Below are 16,324 nucleotides of genomic sequence, written 5' to 3'. Positions count from 1 at the left end.
CTGACATAAAAAATCAGCCACCTGAGCTGAACCCCTACATGCGTCACCAGATACTGAGGAATACAAAATGCTCGCCGATAAAACTGCCGCGCCTGCTTATGCTCAGCGCAAAACGACGTCCGGTTTCAGACTGGCGTTCATTCTGGTCACCACGCTGTTTTTCCTGTGGGGGTTATCCTACGGGCTGCTGGATGTCCTGAATAAACATTTCCAGGAAGTGCTGCACGTCAATAAAGCCCAGTCCGGCCTGTTACAGGCCGCTTATTTCGGGGCGTATTTCATCATCGCCCTGCCCGCCGGTTTCTTCATGGACAGGTTCGGCTATAAAGCCGGGATCCTGGTCGGATTATGCCTGTATGCGCTGGGCGCGCTGTTATTCGTCCCCGCCGCGTCTGCAGGCAGTTTCGGCATGTTCCTGTTTGCGCTGTTCGTGATTGCCCTTGGTCTGGGTTGTCTGGAAACCGCCGCTAACCCGTTCGCTACCATCCTGGGCGACCCTGCCGGTGCGGAACGTCGCCTGAATCTTTCACAGTCATTCAACGGATTAGGTCAGTTTATCGGCCCGATCATCGGCGGCTCGCTGTTCTTCTCCGCCACGCAAGGCACCACGGCGGATGGCCTGTCCTCGGTCAAAACCACTTACGTCGCCATTGCGGTCTTAGTTTTGCTGATCGCCTTCCTGTTCGGGCGCACCAAACTGCCAGACATCCGCGAGCAAAGTACGTCGGAAGATCACGGCATCGCGAAAGGATTGTGGCAGCACGGGCATTTCACCGGCGGCGTAATCGCACAATTTTTCTATGTCGCGGCACAGGTTGGTGTCGGCGCGTTCTTCATCAACTACACCACCGAACACTGGCACACGCTGTCGAACCAGAATGCGTCGTACCTGCTTTCGGTCGGCATGATCAGCTTCATGGTCGGGCGTTTCTTCAGCACCTGGCTGATGGGCTTCGTCCGGCCTGCCACATTGCTGGTGCTCTACGCCATCATCAATATTGTGCTGTGCGGCGTGGTGGTGGCGGGGATTGATAACGTCTCGGTGATTGCACTGGTGGCGATATTCTTCTTTATGTCGATCATGTTCCCGACCATTTTCGCCATGGGTGTCAAAAACATGGGCAAACAAACCAAACGCGCCAGCTCAGTCATGATCATGGCGATTGTCGGCGGCGCGGTGATGCCATACCTGATGGGTGCGATTGCTGACCATTACAACACCGCCGTTTCCTACGCCCTGCCAATGGTGTGCTTCGCCGTGGTACTGATTTATGCCGTGAAACAACGAGCGAAAGTGACAGTCTGAGGAAGGCACATCACACTTCTCATGCTTAACATCCGGACGGATGTTAAGCATGAGTTCAGACCGGATCTAAACTGAACAGGCGGCTCAGGGCAATTCTGCCACTGTCAGTCACGGTCACTTCGCGATAGCCCGGCGTGCGTGTGATCCACTCTTTTTGCAGTAACAGCGTCATCAATGCCTGCCCCGCATCCCCGCCCAGATGAAAACGTCTTTCACTCCAGTCCAGACAAGGACAGCAAGCCTTACGACGCGGACGCGGATCAAGTACTGCGCCAATCCGTTGAAAATGCGCTTTTCCCTCGGATGTCAGCGCATTACCGTCAGGCTCAAGCCATCGCTGACGCAGCATAAAATCATAGATTTTTACCGCCAGTTCTCCTGCCAGATGGTCGTAACAGGTTCGTGCGTAACGCAAAACTACCGGCGTGCCGGGCGTAAAAGAACGGTGACTGCGCATAGAAACGCCCATCAGATTTTCCAGCAGTCCGGCGATATGATGTCCCGCCAGACTGTAATACCGGTGGCGTCCCTGCGTCAGGCAAATCACCAGCCCGTTGCTGAGCAGCCGGGTAAGATGTCCGCTGGTGGTGGAGGCAGCGATGCCCGCCACCGCACTGAGCTCTGTCGCTGTCCATGCACGCCCGTCCATCAGCGCGCACAAAATACTGACCCTCGACGGGTCAGAAATGGCAGAAGCGACCAGCGACATGGACTTTTCAAGAGAGTCGTCCGGCTCACTGTTGTATTCGGTATGAAGAAAATTCATTCAGATTCCACTGCCCATTTTTGGGTGACTTCTGCCGCGCGGATATCGTCATCCGTCAGCAAGATAAGCCGGTTATCGTGATCGCTGTACTGTACCAGAATGTTAATGCCAGCCTGGGCGAGAGTCTGGGCGATTTCGCCCAGTTCGCCCGGCTGTTTCTGAGGTAATTTCCGTATCACAGGGCGCGACAAATTTCTGACCTCAAACCCGGCATCTGTCAGCACCTGACGGGCTTTCTTGCCATCTTCTATCAGGAAATGCGCGTGCGTGGCTTCCGGCGTGGTAAATACTCCGCCGCCTTCCAGACCCACGCCGTTGAGACCGAGAACGCGTCCGAATGAAGCCAGCGAACCTGAAGTATTGTCGAGAATAACGTGAATGTCATACATGCTGATGCGCTCCTTTACCAGACGGCTGATGGGAAGATTTGTCGGAAGAATAGTCACGAAATACATGGGCAACGCGAATTCTGTAGTATGAAAAAATCGACTGTTTGCCCTCTTTCTGGGCGGCAAGATGCGTCAGATTTTGTTTCCATCCGGCGACCGACTCTTCATCTTCCCACCACGACAAAGAAAGAATTTTCCCGGACGTGCTCAGGCTCTGGAAGCGTTCAATAGAGATAAATCCCGGCGTGTCCGACAACAACGGCTTCAGCTCTGCCGCCAGCTCAAGGTAGCGCTCACGCGCTTCGGGTACTGCGTCTGCCTCAAAAAGTACTGCGATCATCTTTCTGCTCCCTCATGAATTTCACTCAGCTTATTACCGGCAAAAAGGGGATGCTTCGGTCAGCGCCGAAGAATGTCGGCGACGCGCAGGCAGGATCATGAACTTTGCTCATGTTCAGTGAATTTAAATCACTTTTTTTCACTCAATGACTCAGGCATAAAAGAGTCATCGCGATTCACCCTTAAAATATGAAGACTACTGAAATAATGTAGGTTTTTCAGCAGCCGGGACACCTGATAAAAATGAAAAAAGAAATTACATTCACTATTAAGAGCATTCGTTTCGACGAAGATTATAACCCCTCGGAAAATACGCGTATTACGACTAACTTTGCCAATCTGGCGAGGGGCGAAAAACGTCAGGAAAACCTGCGCAACACTTTAGTGATGATTAATAATCGCTTTAATTCTCTGGCACACTGGGACAACCCAACCAGTGACCGCTACGCGGTTGAACTGGACATCATCACCGCTCAGTTGAATATCAGTAGTGAAGGAAAATCCGACGCCTTCCCGGTGATTGAAATATTAAAAACCAATATCGTCGATAAAAAAACCAACGAACGTTATGCAGGCATTCTGGGAAATAACTTTTCCTCTTATGTCCGTGATTATGATTTCAGCGTTGTACTGCCTGAGCATAATAAGGACAAAGCCGGATTCAGCCTTCCGGAGAATTTTGGCGTATTACACGGTGATATCTTTAAGCGTTTTATTACTTCAGATACCTACAAACAGTATTTTAATAAGACACCGGTTATCTGCCTGAGCGTTTCAAGTAAAAACACCTATTACTGTACCGGCAATCAACATCCTGTTTTAGGCATCGAATATCAGCAGGATGAGCCTTCCCTGACGGATGAATATTTCGCCAAAATGGGACTGCGTGCCCGCTACTTCATGCCTGAAAACAGCGTTGCGCCGCTGGCGTTTTACTTCAGCGGCGATTTGCTGAGTGACTACACCAATCTTGAGCTGATCAGCACCATCAGCACCATGGAAACATTCCAGAAGATTTATCGCCCTGAAATTTACAACGCGAATTCACCGGCGGGAAAACAGTATCAGCCGAGTTTGAATTTCCAGGATTATTCATTAACCCGGATTGTTTATGACCGGGAAGAACGTAGTCAGCTGGCTGTTGAACAGGGGAGGTTTACTGAAGAGCAATTTATTAAACCTTACCAAACCGTTCTTAAACAATGGTCTGCTGAACCCGTTCTCTGATTTACCCATAAAAATATAAGGTCACCTGTGATGAAAAAATTATTACCGACATCGACTGCGGGCAGTTTACCGAAGCCCTCCTGGATTGCTCAGCCAGAAACACTCTGGTCGCCGTGGAAACTGGAAGGTCAGGAATTAGTTGACGGGAAACTCGATGCGCTGCGTTTATGTCTGGAAGATCAACAACAGGCCGGTATTGATATCGTCAGCGATGGCGAGCAAACGCGTCAGCATTTTGTCACCACATTTATCGAGCATCTCGAAGGCGTGGATTTCGAGAAGCGTGAAATCGTCAAGATCCGCAACCGCTATGAAGCAAGTGTGCCAACCGTTGTCGGGCCGGTGAGCCGCAAGAAGTCCGTTTTTGTCGAAGATGCGAAGTTTTTACGTAAGCAAACCACGCAGCCGATCAAATGGGCCCTGCCGGGACCGATGACCATGATCGACACGCTGTATGACAACCACTATAAAAGCCGCGAAAAACTCGCCTGGGAATTCGCTAAAATTCTCAATGAAGAAGCCAAAGAATTAGAGGCGGCGGGCGTCGATATCATCCAGTTCGATGAACCGGCCTTTAACGTGTTCTTCGACGAAGTGAACGACTGGGGCATTGCCACGCTGGAACGAGCAATCGAAGGACTGAAGTGCGAAACGGCTGTCCATATCTGCTACGGCTACGGCATCAAAGCCAACACCGACTGGAAGAAAACGCTGGGCACGGAGTGGAGACAATACGAAGAGATCTTCCCGAAACTGCAAAAATCTAATATCGATATTATCTCGCTGGAATGCCATCACTCGCATGTTCCGATGGAGCTGATGGAGCTGATCCGCGGTAAAAAAGTGATGGTTGGTGCTATCGACGTAGCCACCAATACTATCGAAACACCGGAAGAAGTTGCCGCAACGCTGCGTAAAGCGCTGCAATTTGTCGACGCCGACAAACTTTATCCGTGCACTAACTGCGGCATGATCCCGTTACCGCGTGGCGTGGCACGCGGCAAGCTGGATGCGTTAAGCGCCGGTGCTGAAATCGTGCGTAAGGAACTGCTGGCGAAATAACGTGGTCAGCCAGCACAAAGCTGAAAAGAACATAGTCTGAGTTGAGCGATCAAAACGGTCGCCAACTCACTACCCCGCTATCGCTCCCCTCCGTTTAATTTTCTTTTAACTCAGGACACCGGCAATTTGTCCAGAATCGCCTGGGCAGTATTCACATCTGTCACCAGCGAATTGATCATTCCTGAGCGCACTGCGCCAATAATCCCCGCGGCTTTTTCGGGGGTGGCGGCCACACCAATGGTTAGCGGCGTTTTGCGCAGCTGTTCTGCCGAGGCGGCAATCATTCTTTCTTCCCCTTCCCAATGCAGTAAATCGCCAGATTCGGTGAAGTAATGACGCAGCACATCCCCCGCTGCATCACTCAGCGCCTGCTCACCCGGTGTTGCCGTGGTGGATTCACTCGGTTTAGGGGTATGCGTCAGGCCTACACCGACAATCGCCGCATCGAGCCGATCCCACAGTGAAATAATTTCCTGCACACTCGGGTCTGCGAGAAACGCATCACGCAATTCCGCCGATGAAAGATAAGGGGCGTGCAGAAAATACGGCGTGCCTTCCATCTGTTCTGCCGCACGACGCACGAACTCGGTTATCTGGAAATGCGGGGCCGATTGTTGCATACCCCCGTTGAGCGCGACGGTCATAATGCCCGGCAGACGCGGCATACCCGCCAGCGTCACTTCCCGCACGGCCCTTCCCCAGCCGATACCGAGCACTGATCCGGCACCTAAACCGGCTTCCTGTAACAAAGAAGCCAGCGGTGTCGCCAACGCGCCCAGCACGTTGCCCGGTGGCGCATCCACCACATACGCGTGTCTGAGTCCGAGGCGTTTCATCAGGTCAGTTGTCATGTCTTCCGGCGACGATAAACCCACCACTTCGATGCGCACAATCCCTGCCGCACGGGCTTTATTCAGCAACCGGGAAATGGTTGCCGTCGACACATCCAGCTTGCGTGCAATCTCCACCTGAGACATATCAGACTCGTAATGCAGCTTCGCCACCAGATGCATCATGGCACGCGTTGCTGCAATATCTTGCAAAATTGGCTCTTTCAGCTTGAAATTCCTTTCAGTAATGAATTACACTCAAATCGTCGATTGAGGGATTATTGCGCAACACCTGTAAAAATGCAATGTGCCGGTTCGGGCTTCAACCCTTGTAAAACGGCATGTTACGCGATTTTCCGCCCCTTTTCGTCAGGGGGCAAAGACAGAACGTCCAGTGTAATCGAGATTTTTTCATCTGTAATAAATTTCACGCAAAGGAGAGTTCCATGTCAAAAATGTCTACTTCAGAATTACGCAGTTATCAGCAGATTTGCGGCAAGAACGGTGCGATGCTGGTGATCGCCTGTGACCAGCGTGGCGCCATGCGCAGCCTGCTCGCCAGCGACCCGCAACAACAATCCGCCATTTCTGAGCACGAACTCGGGCTTATCAAAGCCGACATCACCCAGTATCTCGCCAGTAAAGCCTCCTGTGTGCTGGTCGATCCGGTTTGCGCCGTCCCGCAACTGGTGGATAACGGGATTATTGCCCGCGACACCGCGCTGCTCATTGGCCTTGATGCTTCTGGCTGGGATAATTCACCGGAAGGTTATCGTCTGTCACGCCTGGTCGCTAACGTAGATGCACGCCGCGTACGTCAACTGGGGGCGACCGGTGGTAAAATCATGGTCTATCTGCGCTCCGATCAGGAAGCCGCTAACCGACATAACATTGATATTCTGCGTCAGTGTATTGAGGACTTCGCCCGCGAAGACCTGCTGCTGGTGGTGGAGTTTTTGACCTATAAACTCGACAACGAAACCGAGGAAGAATATAAAGAAAAAGTCCCGTCACTGATTTATGGCGGCACGAAGATTTGCCTGGAATGCGGCGCGAAAGTGCTAAAACTGCCTTATCCGGGCTCGAAACAAGCCTGTGCTGACATCACCAAACTTGCAGGGGTCGTGCCCTGGGCGGTGCTTTCAGCGGGCGTTGACCATTCCACTTTCCTCAAACAAGTAGCAGATGCCATGAGTGAGGGCGCGTCAGGCGTTATCGCAGGCCGTTCATTGTGGAAAGACTGCATTTCGCTGGATCGCAACGCAACGAAATCCCGTCTGGAATCGCTGGCGGTACCGCGTCTGAACGAGTTGCAGGCTGTCATTCAGCAGTATTTCCATGCACCGGCACATAACCAAACACAACAGGTGGAACATGTCTGATAACAGAAGCGCCTCACGAAATGGCTTTACCAGCAAACGCGTTATCCTGGTGAACGGGATCCCGGCGTCAGGTAAAAGCCGGCTCGCTGTTGAGCTTTCTGCACACAGCGGCTGGCTGCAACTGTCGCTTGATGGCATTAAAAATCCTTTTCTTCAGCGATTAGAGAACGTTGACCGCCCTTTTAACCGCGTACTTGGGCTGGCAAGCTATCAGGTTATCTGGGACATCATCGGCGGCGCACCACAGGGCAGCACTTTTATTGTCGATGCGTGGTTTGGTTTTCAGCCCCAGGAAGTCTTGCAGGATTATCTGCAACGGGCGGGCGTCACGCAGGTCGTGGAAATCTGGTGCCAGATTGATGCTGAACTGGTTGCCGGACGTTTTGCCTCACGACTGGGCGAACGTTTACCGGGACATGTCGGGGCAGAATATATTCCCGAATTAAAAATTCTCGCAGGAAATGCACGGCCAATAACATCAGGACCAGTTTATTCTGTTGATCAGAATGTTATTGAGCAAAATAAGCCTGTAAATATTGTTGATATTCATCAGTGGATAATGAATTCATTCGACACACAAATTCAATGAAAGCTGACCAGAGGAAATATTCGTTTACCGAAAAAGTAAGTTAATTCTGATATCAGGACGTTGTTAAACCTCTGCTATCATTCATTCTTTCAGGTCGCCTGAAATTATTATCTTTCATTGATGGCTAACAGGACTGGATAGATCACAGTTTTTATTTTAATTAAATATCATACTGAGAAAATACCCTACTCTTATGAAGAGGCATTATGTTAAGCGACTGGATTAATGAAAATAACACGCAAATCATCAGTAAAATAGAAGACTGGAAAAGTGCAGTGGCATTTGCCGTGCAACCGTTAATTGATTCGGGCGCAGCGGAAAACCGTTATCTTCAGGCTATATATGATATGCACCGGGAAATCGGGCCTTATTATGTTTTGGGCGAAGGTATAGCAATGCCACACGCCCGGCCAGAAGAAGGGGTTAACCATACGGCACTGTCCCTGGTGATTGTTTCAGAAGGCGTTGAGTTCGGCAGTGAAGATAACGATCCGGTTTACGTCATCTTCGCGCTGGCCGCTGTGGACAGCCATTCGCACATAGAAATGATTGCCAGCCTTTCCCATCTGTTCTGTGATGACGAGGCGGCAGAGCGGTTAAAACGCAGTAAAAACAGACAGGAAGCATTAGATATCATCCGGCAGTTTTAAACGTGAAGTGAAAAGAGATAAACATAACCCTTTATGAACACCTACAAAGAACGTAAGGAAAAATGATGAAAAAGCTATCAATCCTGGCGGTATGCGGTGCGGGTCTGGGCAGCAGTTTTGCCTGTGAAATGAGTATCGAAGCAGCGTTAAAAGATTTGGGTGTGGAAGCCGATTTATCACATTGTGATATTTCCAGTGCCACGTCATCGAGAGCCGACATTATTATGACCGGCGAAAACTTCAGATCGCAATTCCAGCATTACACAATCAACGCCAACATTATTTATCTGAAGCGCCTGGTTGATAAAAATGAAATAAAGACCAAGCTGACTCCTATCCTTCAGGAAATGGGACATCTGGCCATTTAATAAATTATTATTTAAAGTAAAAACACTTATAAATCGACAGAACAATTACCGTGAACTCTACAGGGGACGCTTATGTCTTTCCTTCACTTTATTGTCAATGATGTATTAGGCCAGGCATCAATATTAATATCACTGATCGCCATGATTGGCCTGATCGCATTAAAGAAAAGCACCGGACAAGTTATTACCGGTACATTAAAAACGCTTCTGGGCTTTTTGGTTCTGCTTTCGGGTGCCAGCATAATTGTTAATACCCTGACCTTCCTGGGTGAAATATTCCAGAAAGGATTTCATATGCGCGGGATTGTTACCGACGTCGGTTCGATTGCCGGTATCGCACAGCAAACTCTCGGGCGTGAAACGGCATTAATTATGGTACTGGCGTTTATCGTCAATATCCTGATTGCCCGCCTGACCCGATTCAAATATATCTTCCTCACCGGACAGGCGTCGCTGTGGATGGCCACGGTCTGTTCCGTCATCGGCTACATGGGCGGTCTGCGCGGTACCGAGCTTATCCTGACCGGCGGGATTATTGCCGGTGTAATGGCCGTCGGGATGCCGGTGCTGGCTCAGCCGATTGTGCGCAAAATTACCGGCTCCGATGACATTGCACTCGGCCATTTCTGCACTATCGGCTATATCGTGCAGGCCGGTGTGGCGAAACTTACCGGCGATGTCAGTAAAAGCACCGAAGACTTCGAGCTGCCGCAATCCTTCTCTTTCCTGCAAGACACCTATCTGTCGATGATGGTGGTGATGATCCCGATTTACCTGATCCCGGCAATTGCAGCAGGCCCAGAAGTCATCGCGCCTTATGCCAACAGCGTTAACTATCTGGTCTATTCGTTCCTGCAATCCATTCAGTTTGTGGTCGGCGTTTACGTGCTGCTGTCAGGTGTCCGCCTGCTGCTGGCTGAAATCGTCCCGGCTTTCCGCGGTATCGCCCTGCGTATTGTGCCGAACGCCATTCCGGCGCTCGACTGTCCGGTGCTTTTCCCCTATGCCCCGAACGCGGTCATTATCGGCTTTATCTCGACCACCATCGGTTCGGTGATCGGCATGTTCCTGTTCCCGAGCCTCGGACTGGCGATGATCTTACCGGGCATGCTGACCAACTTCTTCGCGGGCGGCACGGCGGGCATCTTCGGTAACGCCGTCGGCGGGCGTCGCGGCGCGATTATCGGCGGGATTTTCCACGGCCTGTTTATCACTCTGCTGCCGGCGTTGCTGCTGCCACTGTTGGGCAAGTTTGGCTTCTCGAACGTAACATTCAGTGACTCTGATGTCATCAGCGTCGGGCTGGTATTTGGTCATATCCTTAACTTCTTCCATTAAGTGAGCCGGAGGTCATGATTATGGACACTCGTATTGAGCAAATTTTAGCGCAGCAACTGCCCCCTCAGGAGTCGGCGAAAGCGCTTAACGAGCTGGGAAAACAGTATCAGGAGCAGCAGGATCTGGATGCCGCAATTGCCTGCTGGGAGGAAAGCATGGCCTGTTACGGCAAACCGGGATTTGCACAGGCGCAACTGATGAAAGCGTATAACGCGCGGCGTCGCCAGTGCTCTGAAGCCGGGGACGGCAAAGGGCTGGAAGCCTATTCAGAAAAAATTGATGCGCTGATGCAACAAAGTAAAGATGCTATCCGTTACGGATTTTAAGCCACGGTAAATTCGGGATATCTGTTCAGTTACCCCCTTAAGAAGCCGCCGCGGATAACGCCGCGGCCTCTTTATTTTTTCCTAGGGGTTAACGCCCTTCACCAGCACCGGCTGTTCGCTATAATCGGCCGGGAAATGCTGTTTCAAATCTTTTATTTTCGGCAGATCGTTCACCACAATGTACGGATAGTCCGGGTTATCGTTTAAGAAGTTTTGGTGATAAGCCTCAGCCGGATAAAAGTGTGCATTGTTTTCCACTTTCGTCACCAGCGGTTCGCTGTAACTGTGGCTGGCATCGAGCTGGGCAATGTACGCTTTCGCCACGTCGGCCTGCGCCTGATTGAGCGGGAAAACCGCCGAACGATACTGACTGCCGGTGTCCGGCCCCTGACGGTTCAGTTCCGTCGGGTTATGTCCCACTGAGAAGAAAATATGCAGCAGTTCACCGTAACTCACCTGCGTCGGGTCAAACGTGACTTTGACGGATTCTGCGTGGCCGGTATCGCCGTTGCTCACCTGTTCATAACTCGCCGTTTGTGCCTCGCCTCCGGCATAACCCGACACCGCGCTGGTCACGCCTTTCACATGCTGAAACACGCCCTGAATCCCCCAGAAACAGCCACCGGCAAACAGCGCCGTTTCGCTGTGCGACGTTCCCGCAGGCTCATCTTTTGCCGGTGCCGGGATCACCACCGCCGGTTCTGCGCCACCGCCCCACGACCAGGCGTTATTTTGAAAGGCAAAGGCTGAAGCCAGCACCAGTCCGGCGATCAGGCTGTAATTTCGCAAGCTGCGCACTTTTTTGGATGCATTTTTCATTATGAATGTCCTGACTTATTAAGCTTTGGGGGTGAACGTCATCGCCAGCCCGTTCATGCAATAACGCAAGCCGGTCGGCTGCGGGCCGTCATCAAATACGTGTCCCAGATGCCCGCCGCAGCGGCGGCAATGCACCTCATCGCGCACCATGCCAAACGAGGTATCCCGGCTGGTCAGCGCGGCATTGGGTAACGGCTTCCAGAAACTCGGCCAGCCTGTATGGCTGTCGAATTTGGTCGCAGAAGAAAAGAGAGGAAGATTGCAACCCGCACAGGCAAACTCGCCCGCCCGATGCTCGTTGTTCAGCGGGCTGGAATAAGGCCGTTCGGTGCCCGCCTCGCGCAAAATGTGGTACTGGTCATCGTTCAGCTTCTGATGCCATTGCTCATCGGTCAGGGTAAATTCAAACTTTTCGCCTTTCGCCTGGGCATCCGCTTTACGCGGGAAAAAAGACGGGATCAGCCCCATGACAGCGACCGCAGAAACCGCACTGCTGCCCAGCAGGAAATTGCGTCTGTTAATCATTTTTTGCCACCGTGCCGGTTGTTGTCGATGGCATCAGACTACAAGGGGAGGGATTACGGAATCCTCGCGGAGAGTTAACAGTTTTGTGATAAATGGGGGGATAGCAGTTGCACTGCGGGGCTCGGGTAAAGCTGGGATTAGGTAGTTTCGGTTTCTCACGTGCGGTGATCGCTTAACGCGCTGCGCCGAAACCGCCCAAAGAGGGCTATGACGAGCCCTCTTTGGAATCTCCACGTCTTAAACTGCGCGCTATCGCTCGCTGGCTATGTTTCAGTCACCGCGGTGACAGGCTGGAAATCTTGCCGCTGCGCGGTGCCTTCATTTCGGGATTGCAGCCTCTGGTCTGCAACCTCTCATTCAGCAAGCTTTCTGAATCGCCCGTGGGATTTTAAAGAATGAAGAAAGTGAGGTTGTGAAGTATAAACCTGAGGCCGGTTCCAAAATCACGCCGGAGGAGAGGTGTAAAACCGCGCGGTAGTTTGCGCGGGTTGTAACCCGAACGGAGGGCACCGCGCAGCGGTGGGATTTTGCGGCTATCACTGTGTTAACTGAAACATAGCCTGCGAGCGGAGCGCGCAGTAAAAAAGCGGGGAGAGATCCAAGAGAGGGAAAGCACTTCCCTTTCTTGGGCGGTTTCGGCGCAGCGCGTTAAGCAGTCACCGCACGTGAGAAACCGAAACTGTTACCTTACTGTTCTAAACAGCCGCCCATTGCAGCGGCCATCTGCAACCGAAACTGTCACCTTACTATTTTTATAAGATCGCCTTAGCACTGGCATCCGCGCCACCGCGGATAAACACCGGGATTTCACTCATTGGCGCGGCGACCGTAATCGCCCTTCCACCTTCATACTGTTCCCCATTAAGCGCCACCCACGCCTCTCCCGCCGGTAACCACACTTCCCTCTCCCGCTGACCCGCGTACAGCACCGGCGCAACCAGAATGTCGGCACCGAGCATGTACTGGTCTTCCCCTTTCCAGCTTTCAGCCTGATCGGGATACTGGTAGAACATCGTGCGCATCGCCGGATCGCCATTTTCGTGGGCTTGCTGCATGACGCGGCTGATGTAAGGACGCAGTTTTTCGCGCAGGAACAGGCCGCTTTTCATCAGTTGGTAATTCTCTTCACCGTAGCTCCACACTTCATTCGGCGCCCCGCTGTTGCATTGGGCGATGCCGTCACGCCACGGTTCTGATGGCTGGATTTGTGGTTCGCGGTAGCCGTGCAGACGCATCACAGGACAGAATACACCCCACTGGAACCAGCGGATCAGCAGTTCCTGAAACGCCGGATCGTTGACGTTGCCGCCCTGGAAACCGCCGATATCTGTCGTCCACCACGGGATACCCGCCAGTCCCATGTTCAGTCCGGCGGCTATCTGATTGCGCAGCGCGTGGAAGGAGGAATGGATATCGCCCGACCACGCCAGCACGCCGTAACGCTGACTCCCAGCCCAGGCGCAGCGCACCAGATTGACGATTTCGTGCTCGCCTTCCTGTTGCAGGCCGTCGTAAAAACCTTGTGCAAATTTCTGCGGGTAGATGTTCCCCACCTCCAGCACCGGTCCTAAATGATAGCGATAGTTATCAAAATCATAGGCGCGGTATTCCGGCTCGGCTTCGTCCAGCCAGAAGGTGCGGATTCCCAGGTCGTAATAGTTTTGCTTCACTTTTTCCCAGACAAACTGACGTGCGCCTGGATGGGTCGCATCGAAGAACGTGCAGTTGCCGAGGAAGTCCAGATTCACTGACACGCCACGGTCGGTATTCACCAGATAACCTTTGGATTTCATCTCTTTGTAGTTATCGGTGCGGCTGTCAACCGTCGGCCACACGGACACCATCGTTTCGATGCCCAACGATTTAAGCTCCGCGACCATCGCTTTCGGATCCGGCCAGTCCACGGGATCAAAACACCAGGTGCCCTGATTCGGCCAGTGGAAGAAATCGATGACAATCACTGAAATTGGCAGGTGACGGCGCTTGTATTCACGCGCCACCTCCAGCACTTCCTGCTGGGTGCGGTAACGCAATTTGCACTGCCAGAAACCGGTGGCGTATTCCGGCATTAACGGCGCAGTACCGGTCGCGCGGCCATACTGATGCATGATGTCAGCGGGCGTATCACCGGCGGTTATCCAGTAATCCATCTGCTCTGTAACCTGCGCTTCCCAGCGGGTAATGTTCTTGCCGAACGTCGCCTCGCCAATTGCCGGATTGTTCCACAGCATCCCGTAGCCAAGGCTCGAGAGCATAAAGGGTACGCTGGCCTGCGAGTTGCGCTGCGCCAGTTCCAGCGTGCAGCCTTTCAGATCCAGACAGCTTTGCTGATATTGCCCCATGCCGTAGATTTTCTCGTCGGGGCGCGACTCAAAACGCACGGTGAGCTGATGCTTGCCGCCCGGAATGGCCTTGAATTCGCGCGCATCCATCTTCAGCGCGCTGATGTATTTGTCCTGACTTTTCTCCGTCGCGCCGATACCGACCGTAGAACGCTGACGCCAGAACTCCTCGAGGATCAGCTCCCCGCGCTGGTTATAAAACGCCAGCTGCCCTTTGATATTGACCGTCGCCGTTATGTTGCCGTTGCGGATGCTCAGCGTTTCCATGCCACGGCTGATGTCAGTTTGCGGCTGTTCGGTTTGCGGCAGCAGCGCCCAAAGATGTTCATTCAGTTCAGGCCGGCAGGTAGCGCGAACGCGCAGGCTGTTTTCACCCCAGGGTTCAATCACCAGCGTTTGCTGATCGAAATGCCAGAGGATACGGTTTTTTTCGGCGATTAATTCGCTCATGCGGACTCCTGTGTATGCAAGGTGGCCTGAGGGACAGGCTCGTGTTCCCGTGAAATTTTGGACTGATTAATCTGTTTCATGGTCGCGTCGTTAAGCTTGTACCAGCGCATCGACAGCGCGCTGAACATCGACAACACGCCCGGCACCAGTGAGAACAGCGCGATAATTGACAGCATCGCGGCGGTATTTTGTTGCGCGGCGTGCGGCACATAACCGCTCATGCCGAGTGTCCAGCCGACCACCGCCCCGCTCACCGCCATCCCCATTTTGAGGATCGCCAGCAAGGTCGAGAACACGGTACCGTCCATGCGTTTGCCCTGTTTGTATTCGCCGTAATCCACCACGTCGGACATCATCACCCACATCAGCGTAGTCGTGACCTGATAGAACGTGGACACCAGCAACGTCATGCCGACCAGCAGGGAAATCCACGCCGGAACGAAGAATATCGCCATGCTCAGCAAGCCGGTCAGAATGGCGCACAGCGTAAACGCCGCCAGTTTGCTGCGGTTGCGGGTCAGCGGTTTGACCAGCAAACTGCCGAGACTTTTACCGATAATGTGCGCCGCCAGCAGCCACATAAAGTAGCTGCCATTGCCAAGATAATAAGTGACGTAATACATCATCGCGCCAAGGCGGACGACGCCGAATGAGATGTTGAAGAAGATCAGCGCCGCGACCACACGCCACTGATCGTTACGCACTAAATCGCGCAAATCAGAGAGGAAATTCTCGTGCGTTGGCGGTGCGCTGATACGTTCTTTGGTGTTGAGAAAACACAGCAGGAACATCACCACGGCAATCGACGCCATGATGGCCATCGCGCCGAAATAGCCGTCGAGCTTATTACCGCCACCGATCATTTCTGCCAGCGGCATCATCAGGAAAGTGGACATCGCGCCGCCGAGCGTGGCGAGGAAAAACCGGTAAGATTGCAGAGAAATACGCTGGGTGTTATCCGGCGTAATAATCGCCCCCATCGAGCAGTAAGGAATGTTGATGGCGGTATACATCAGCATCATCACGCAATACGTGACGCTGGCATAAACCATTTTGCCGCCCAAAGACAGCGATTCCGGCACCGCGTAAACCAGTAAACAACTGGCACCAAACGGCAGCGCAAGCCACAGAATATAAGGACGGAACTTACCAAAACGGGTTTGCGTGCGGTCGGCGATTAACCCCATTGCAGGGTCAACAATCGCATCCGCCACGCGGGCGACCAGAAACATTGTCCCGACGAAAACCGCCGGTAATCCCACGACATCGGTGTAATAAAACGTCAAAAATATAATCACGTTATCCAGGCCAATATGGCTCGCCATATCTCCCAGACCGTAGCTGATTTTTTCTTTTACGGATAACTTCGCCGTCATTTTTCGTCCTGCCTTTTGTAGGGTTAAACACAAAAAAGTCAGTCCGTCCGTGGTCCGAGGACTTGTTATAGAATGGTTAAAAGGCAGTCACAATTGCGAGATGTTATAAATTTCTTATGTTTTTTGATTAATGTGATACCGGTAACATGGATATGATCAAAAAAAATGAGGCAGTCCGAAGACCACCTCATTTCTGTTTACTGCACCGACCGGTTACGGGTCGATAATCACATCATTTCC

Annotated in this window: 17 protein-coding genes; 9 read left to right on the top strand and 8 right to left on the bottom strand. The window is 52.3% G+C overall.

Annotation, left to right across the window (positions count from 1 at the left end; genetic code table 11):
* Positions 1-67: 67 nt before the first annotated feature.
* Positions 68-1,306, top strand: coding sequence for an L-fucose:H+ symporter permease (gene fucP, locus EC840_RS07525; protein WP_132964732.1), 1,239 nt, complete (start codon positions 68-70; stop codon positions 1,304-1,306).
* 55 nt (positions 1,307-1,361) lie between these two features.
* On the opposite strand, the gene EC840_RS07520 is transcribed toward fucP, so the two are convergent.
* From EC840_RS07520 to EC840_RS07510, 3 genes are read right to left on the bottom strand one after another with little or no spacing between them, the layout of a single operon-like run.
* Complete coding sequence (locus EC840_RS07520; RefSeq protein WP_129639509.1) at positions 1,362-2,072, bottom strand: helix-turn-helix transcriptional regulator; 711 nt, start codon at positions 2,070-2,072, stop codon at positions 1,362-1,364.
* A complete protein-coding gene (locus tag EC840_RS07515; RefSeq protein WP_132964730.1) occupies positions 2,069-2,461 on the bottom strand; it encodes an amino acid-binding protein in 393 nt (130 codons plus the stop codon). The genes EC840_RS07520 and EC840_RS07515 overlap by 4 nt, the downstream gene beginning before the upstream one ends.
* On the bottom strand, positions 2,454-2,801 hold the full coding sequence (locus EC840_RS07510) for an antibiotic biosynthesis monooxygenase (protein WP_132964728.1): 348 nt from the start codon (positions 2,799-2,801) through the stop codon (positions 2,454-2,456). Before EC840_RS07510 ends, EC840_RS07515 begins: the two co-directional genes overlap by 8 nt.
* 242 nt (positions 2,802-3,043) lie before the next feature.
* Here EC840_RS07510 and EC840_RS07505 point away from each other — a divergent pair, with 242 nt between their 5' ends.
* Both EC840_RS07505 and EC840_RS07500 read left to right on the top strand, forming a co-directional pair.
* The gene (locus EC840_RS07505) at positions 3,044-4,027 is read left to right on the top strand and encodes a DUF1852 domain-containing protein (RefSeq protein WP_132964726.1); all 984 of its coding nucleotides are present in this window, start codon (positions 3,044-3,046) and stop codon (positions 4,025-4,027) included.
* Between the two features lie 30 nt (positions 4,028-4,057).
* Positions 4,058-5,089: a methionine synthase gene (locus EC840_RS07500; protein WP_113876461.1), complete on the top strand. Its 1,032-nt coding sequence runs from the start codon at positions 4,058-4,060 to the stop codon at positions 5,087-5,089.
* Positions 5,090-5,199: 110 nt separating this feature from the next.
* Here EC840_RS07500 and EC840_RS07495 read toward each other — a convergent pair whose 3' ends face one another.
* Positions 5,200-6,132, bottom strand: a complete 933-nt coding sequence (locus tag EC840_RS07495; RefSeq protein ID WP_113876462.1) for a sugar-binding domain-containing protein — start codon at positions 6,130-6,132, stop codon at positions 5,200-5,202.
* A 233-nt stretch (positions 6,133-6,365) separates the two neighbouring features.
* Between EC840_RS07495 and EC840_RS07490 the strand changes: the two genes are divergently transcribed.
* The 6 genes from EC840_RS07490 to EC840_RS07465 all read left to right on the top strand — a co-directional run bounded on the left by EC840_RS07490 (position 6,366) and on the right by EC840_RS07465 (position 10,572).
* Positions 6,366-7,301: a tagatose-bisphosphate aldolase gene (locus EC840_RS07490; protein WP_129639512.1), complete on the top strand. Its 936-nt coding sequence runs from the start codon at positions 6,366-6,368 to the stop codon at positions 7,299-7,301.
* Positions 7,294-7,890 (top strand): AAA family ATPase, encoded by a 597-nt coding sequence (locus EC840_RS07485; RefSeq protein WP_113876464.1) that lies wholly within the window; start codon positions 7,294-7,296, stop codon positions 7,888-7,890. Before EC840_RS07490 ends, EC840_RS07485 begins: the two co-directional genes overlap by 8 nt.
* Positions 7,891-8,096: 206 nt before the next feature.
* Positions 8,097-8,540, top strand: a complete 444-nt coding sequence (locus tag EC840_RS07480; protein ID WP_113876465.1) for a PTS sugar transporter subunit IIA — start codon at positions 8,097-8,099, stop codon at positions 8,538-8,540.
* 65 nt (positions 8,541-8,605) lie between these two features.
* Positions 8,606-8,908 (top strand): PTS sugar transporter subunit IIB, encoded by a 303-nt coding sequence (locus tag EC840_RS07475; RefSeq protein WP_113876466.1) that lies wholly within the window; start codon positions 8,606-8,608, stop codon positions 8,906-8,908.
* Positions 8,909-8,980: 72 nt separating this feature from the next.
* Positions 8,981-10,246 (top strand): PTS sugar transporter subunit IIC, encoded by a 1,266-nt coding sequence (locus tag EC840_RS07470; RefSeq protein ID WP_113876467.1) that lies wholly within the window; start codon positions 8,981-8,983, stop codon positions 10,244-10,246.
* Between the two features lie 20 nt (positions 10,247-10,266).
* Positions 10,267-10,572 (top strand): hypothetical protein, encoded by a 306-nt coding sequence (locus EC840_RS07465; RefSeq protein WP_132964724.1) that lies wholly within the window; start codon positions 10,267-10,269, stop codon positions 10,570-10,572.
* Between the two features lie 81 nt (positions 10,573-10,653).
* Here the strand turns inward: EC840_RS07465 and msrA are convergent, their stop codons facing one another.
* The 4 genes from msrA to EC840_RS07445 form a co-directional block, all read right to left on the bottom strand.
* Positions 10,654-11,391, bottom strand: a complete 738-nt coding sequence (msrA, locus tag EC840_RS07460; protein WP_132964722.1) for a peptide-methionine (S)-S-oxide reductase MsrA — start codon at positions 11,389-11,391, stop codon at positions 10,654-10,656.
* Between the two features lie 18 nt (positions 11,392-11,409).
* Positions 11,410-11,916 (bottom strand): peptide-methionine (R)-S-oxide reductase MsrB, encoded by a 507-nt coding sequence (gene msrB / locus EC840_RS07455; protein ID WP_132964720.1) that lies wholly within the window; start codon positions 11,914-11,916, stop codon positions 11,410-11,412.
* 752 nt (positions 11,917-12,668) lie between these two features.
* Entirely contained in the window at positions 12,669-14,708 is a 2,040-nt protein-coding gene (locus tag EC840_RS07450) for a glycoside hydrolase family 31 protein (protein ID WP_132964718.1), read from the bottom strand.
* The gene (locus EC840_RS07445) at positions 14,705-16,084 is read right to left on the bottom strand and encodes a glycoside-pentoside-hexuronide (GPH):cation symporter (protein ID WP_132964716.1); all 1,380 of its coding nucleotides are present in this window, start codon (positions 16,082-16,084) and stop codon (positions 14,705-14,707) included. Before EC840_RS07445 ends, EC840_RS07450 begins: the two co-directional genes overlap by 4 nt.
* Positions 16,085-16,324: the final 240 nt, after the last annotated feature.

This window comes from Rahnella sp. JUb53 (genome assembly GCF_004346065.1).
Lineage (GTDB): Bacteria > Pseudomonadota > Gammaproteobacteria > Enterobacterales > Enterobacteriaceae > Rahnella > Rahnella variigena.
The sequence above is the reverse complement of the archived record's forward strand: the minus strand, read 5'-3'. Positions and strand labels throughout refer to the sequence as shown.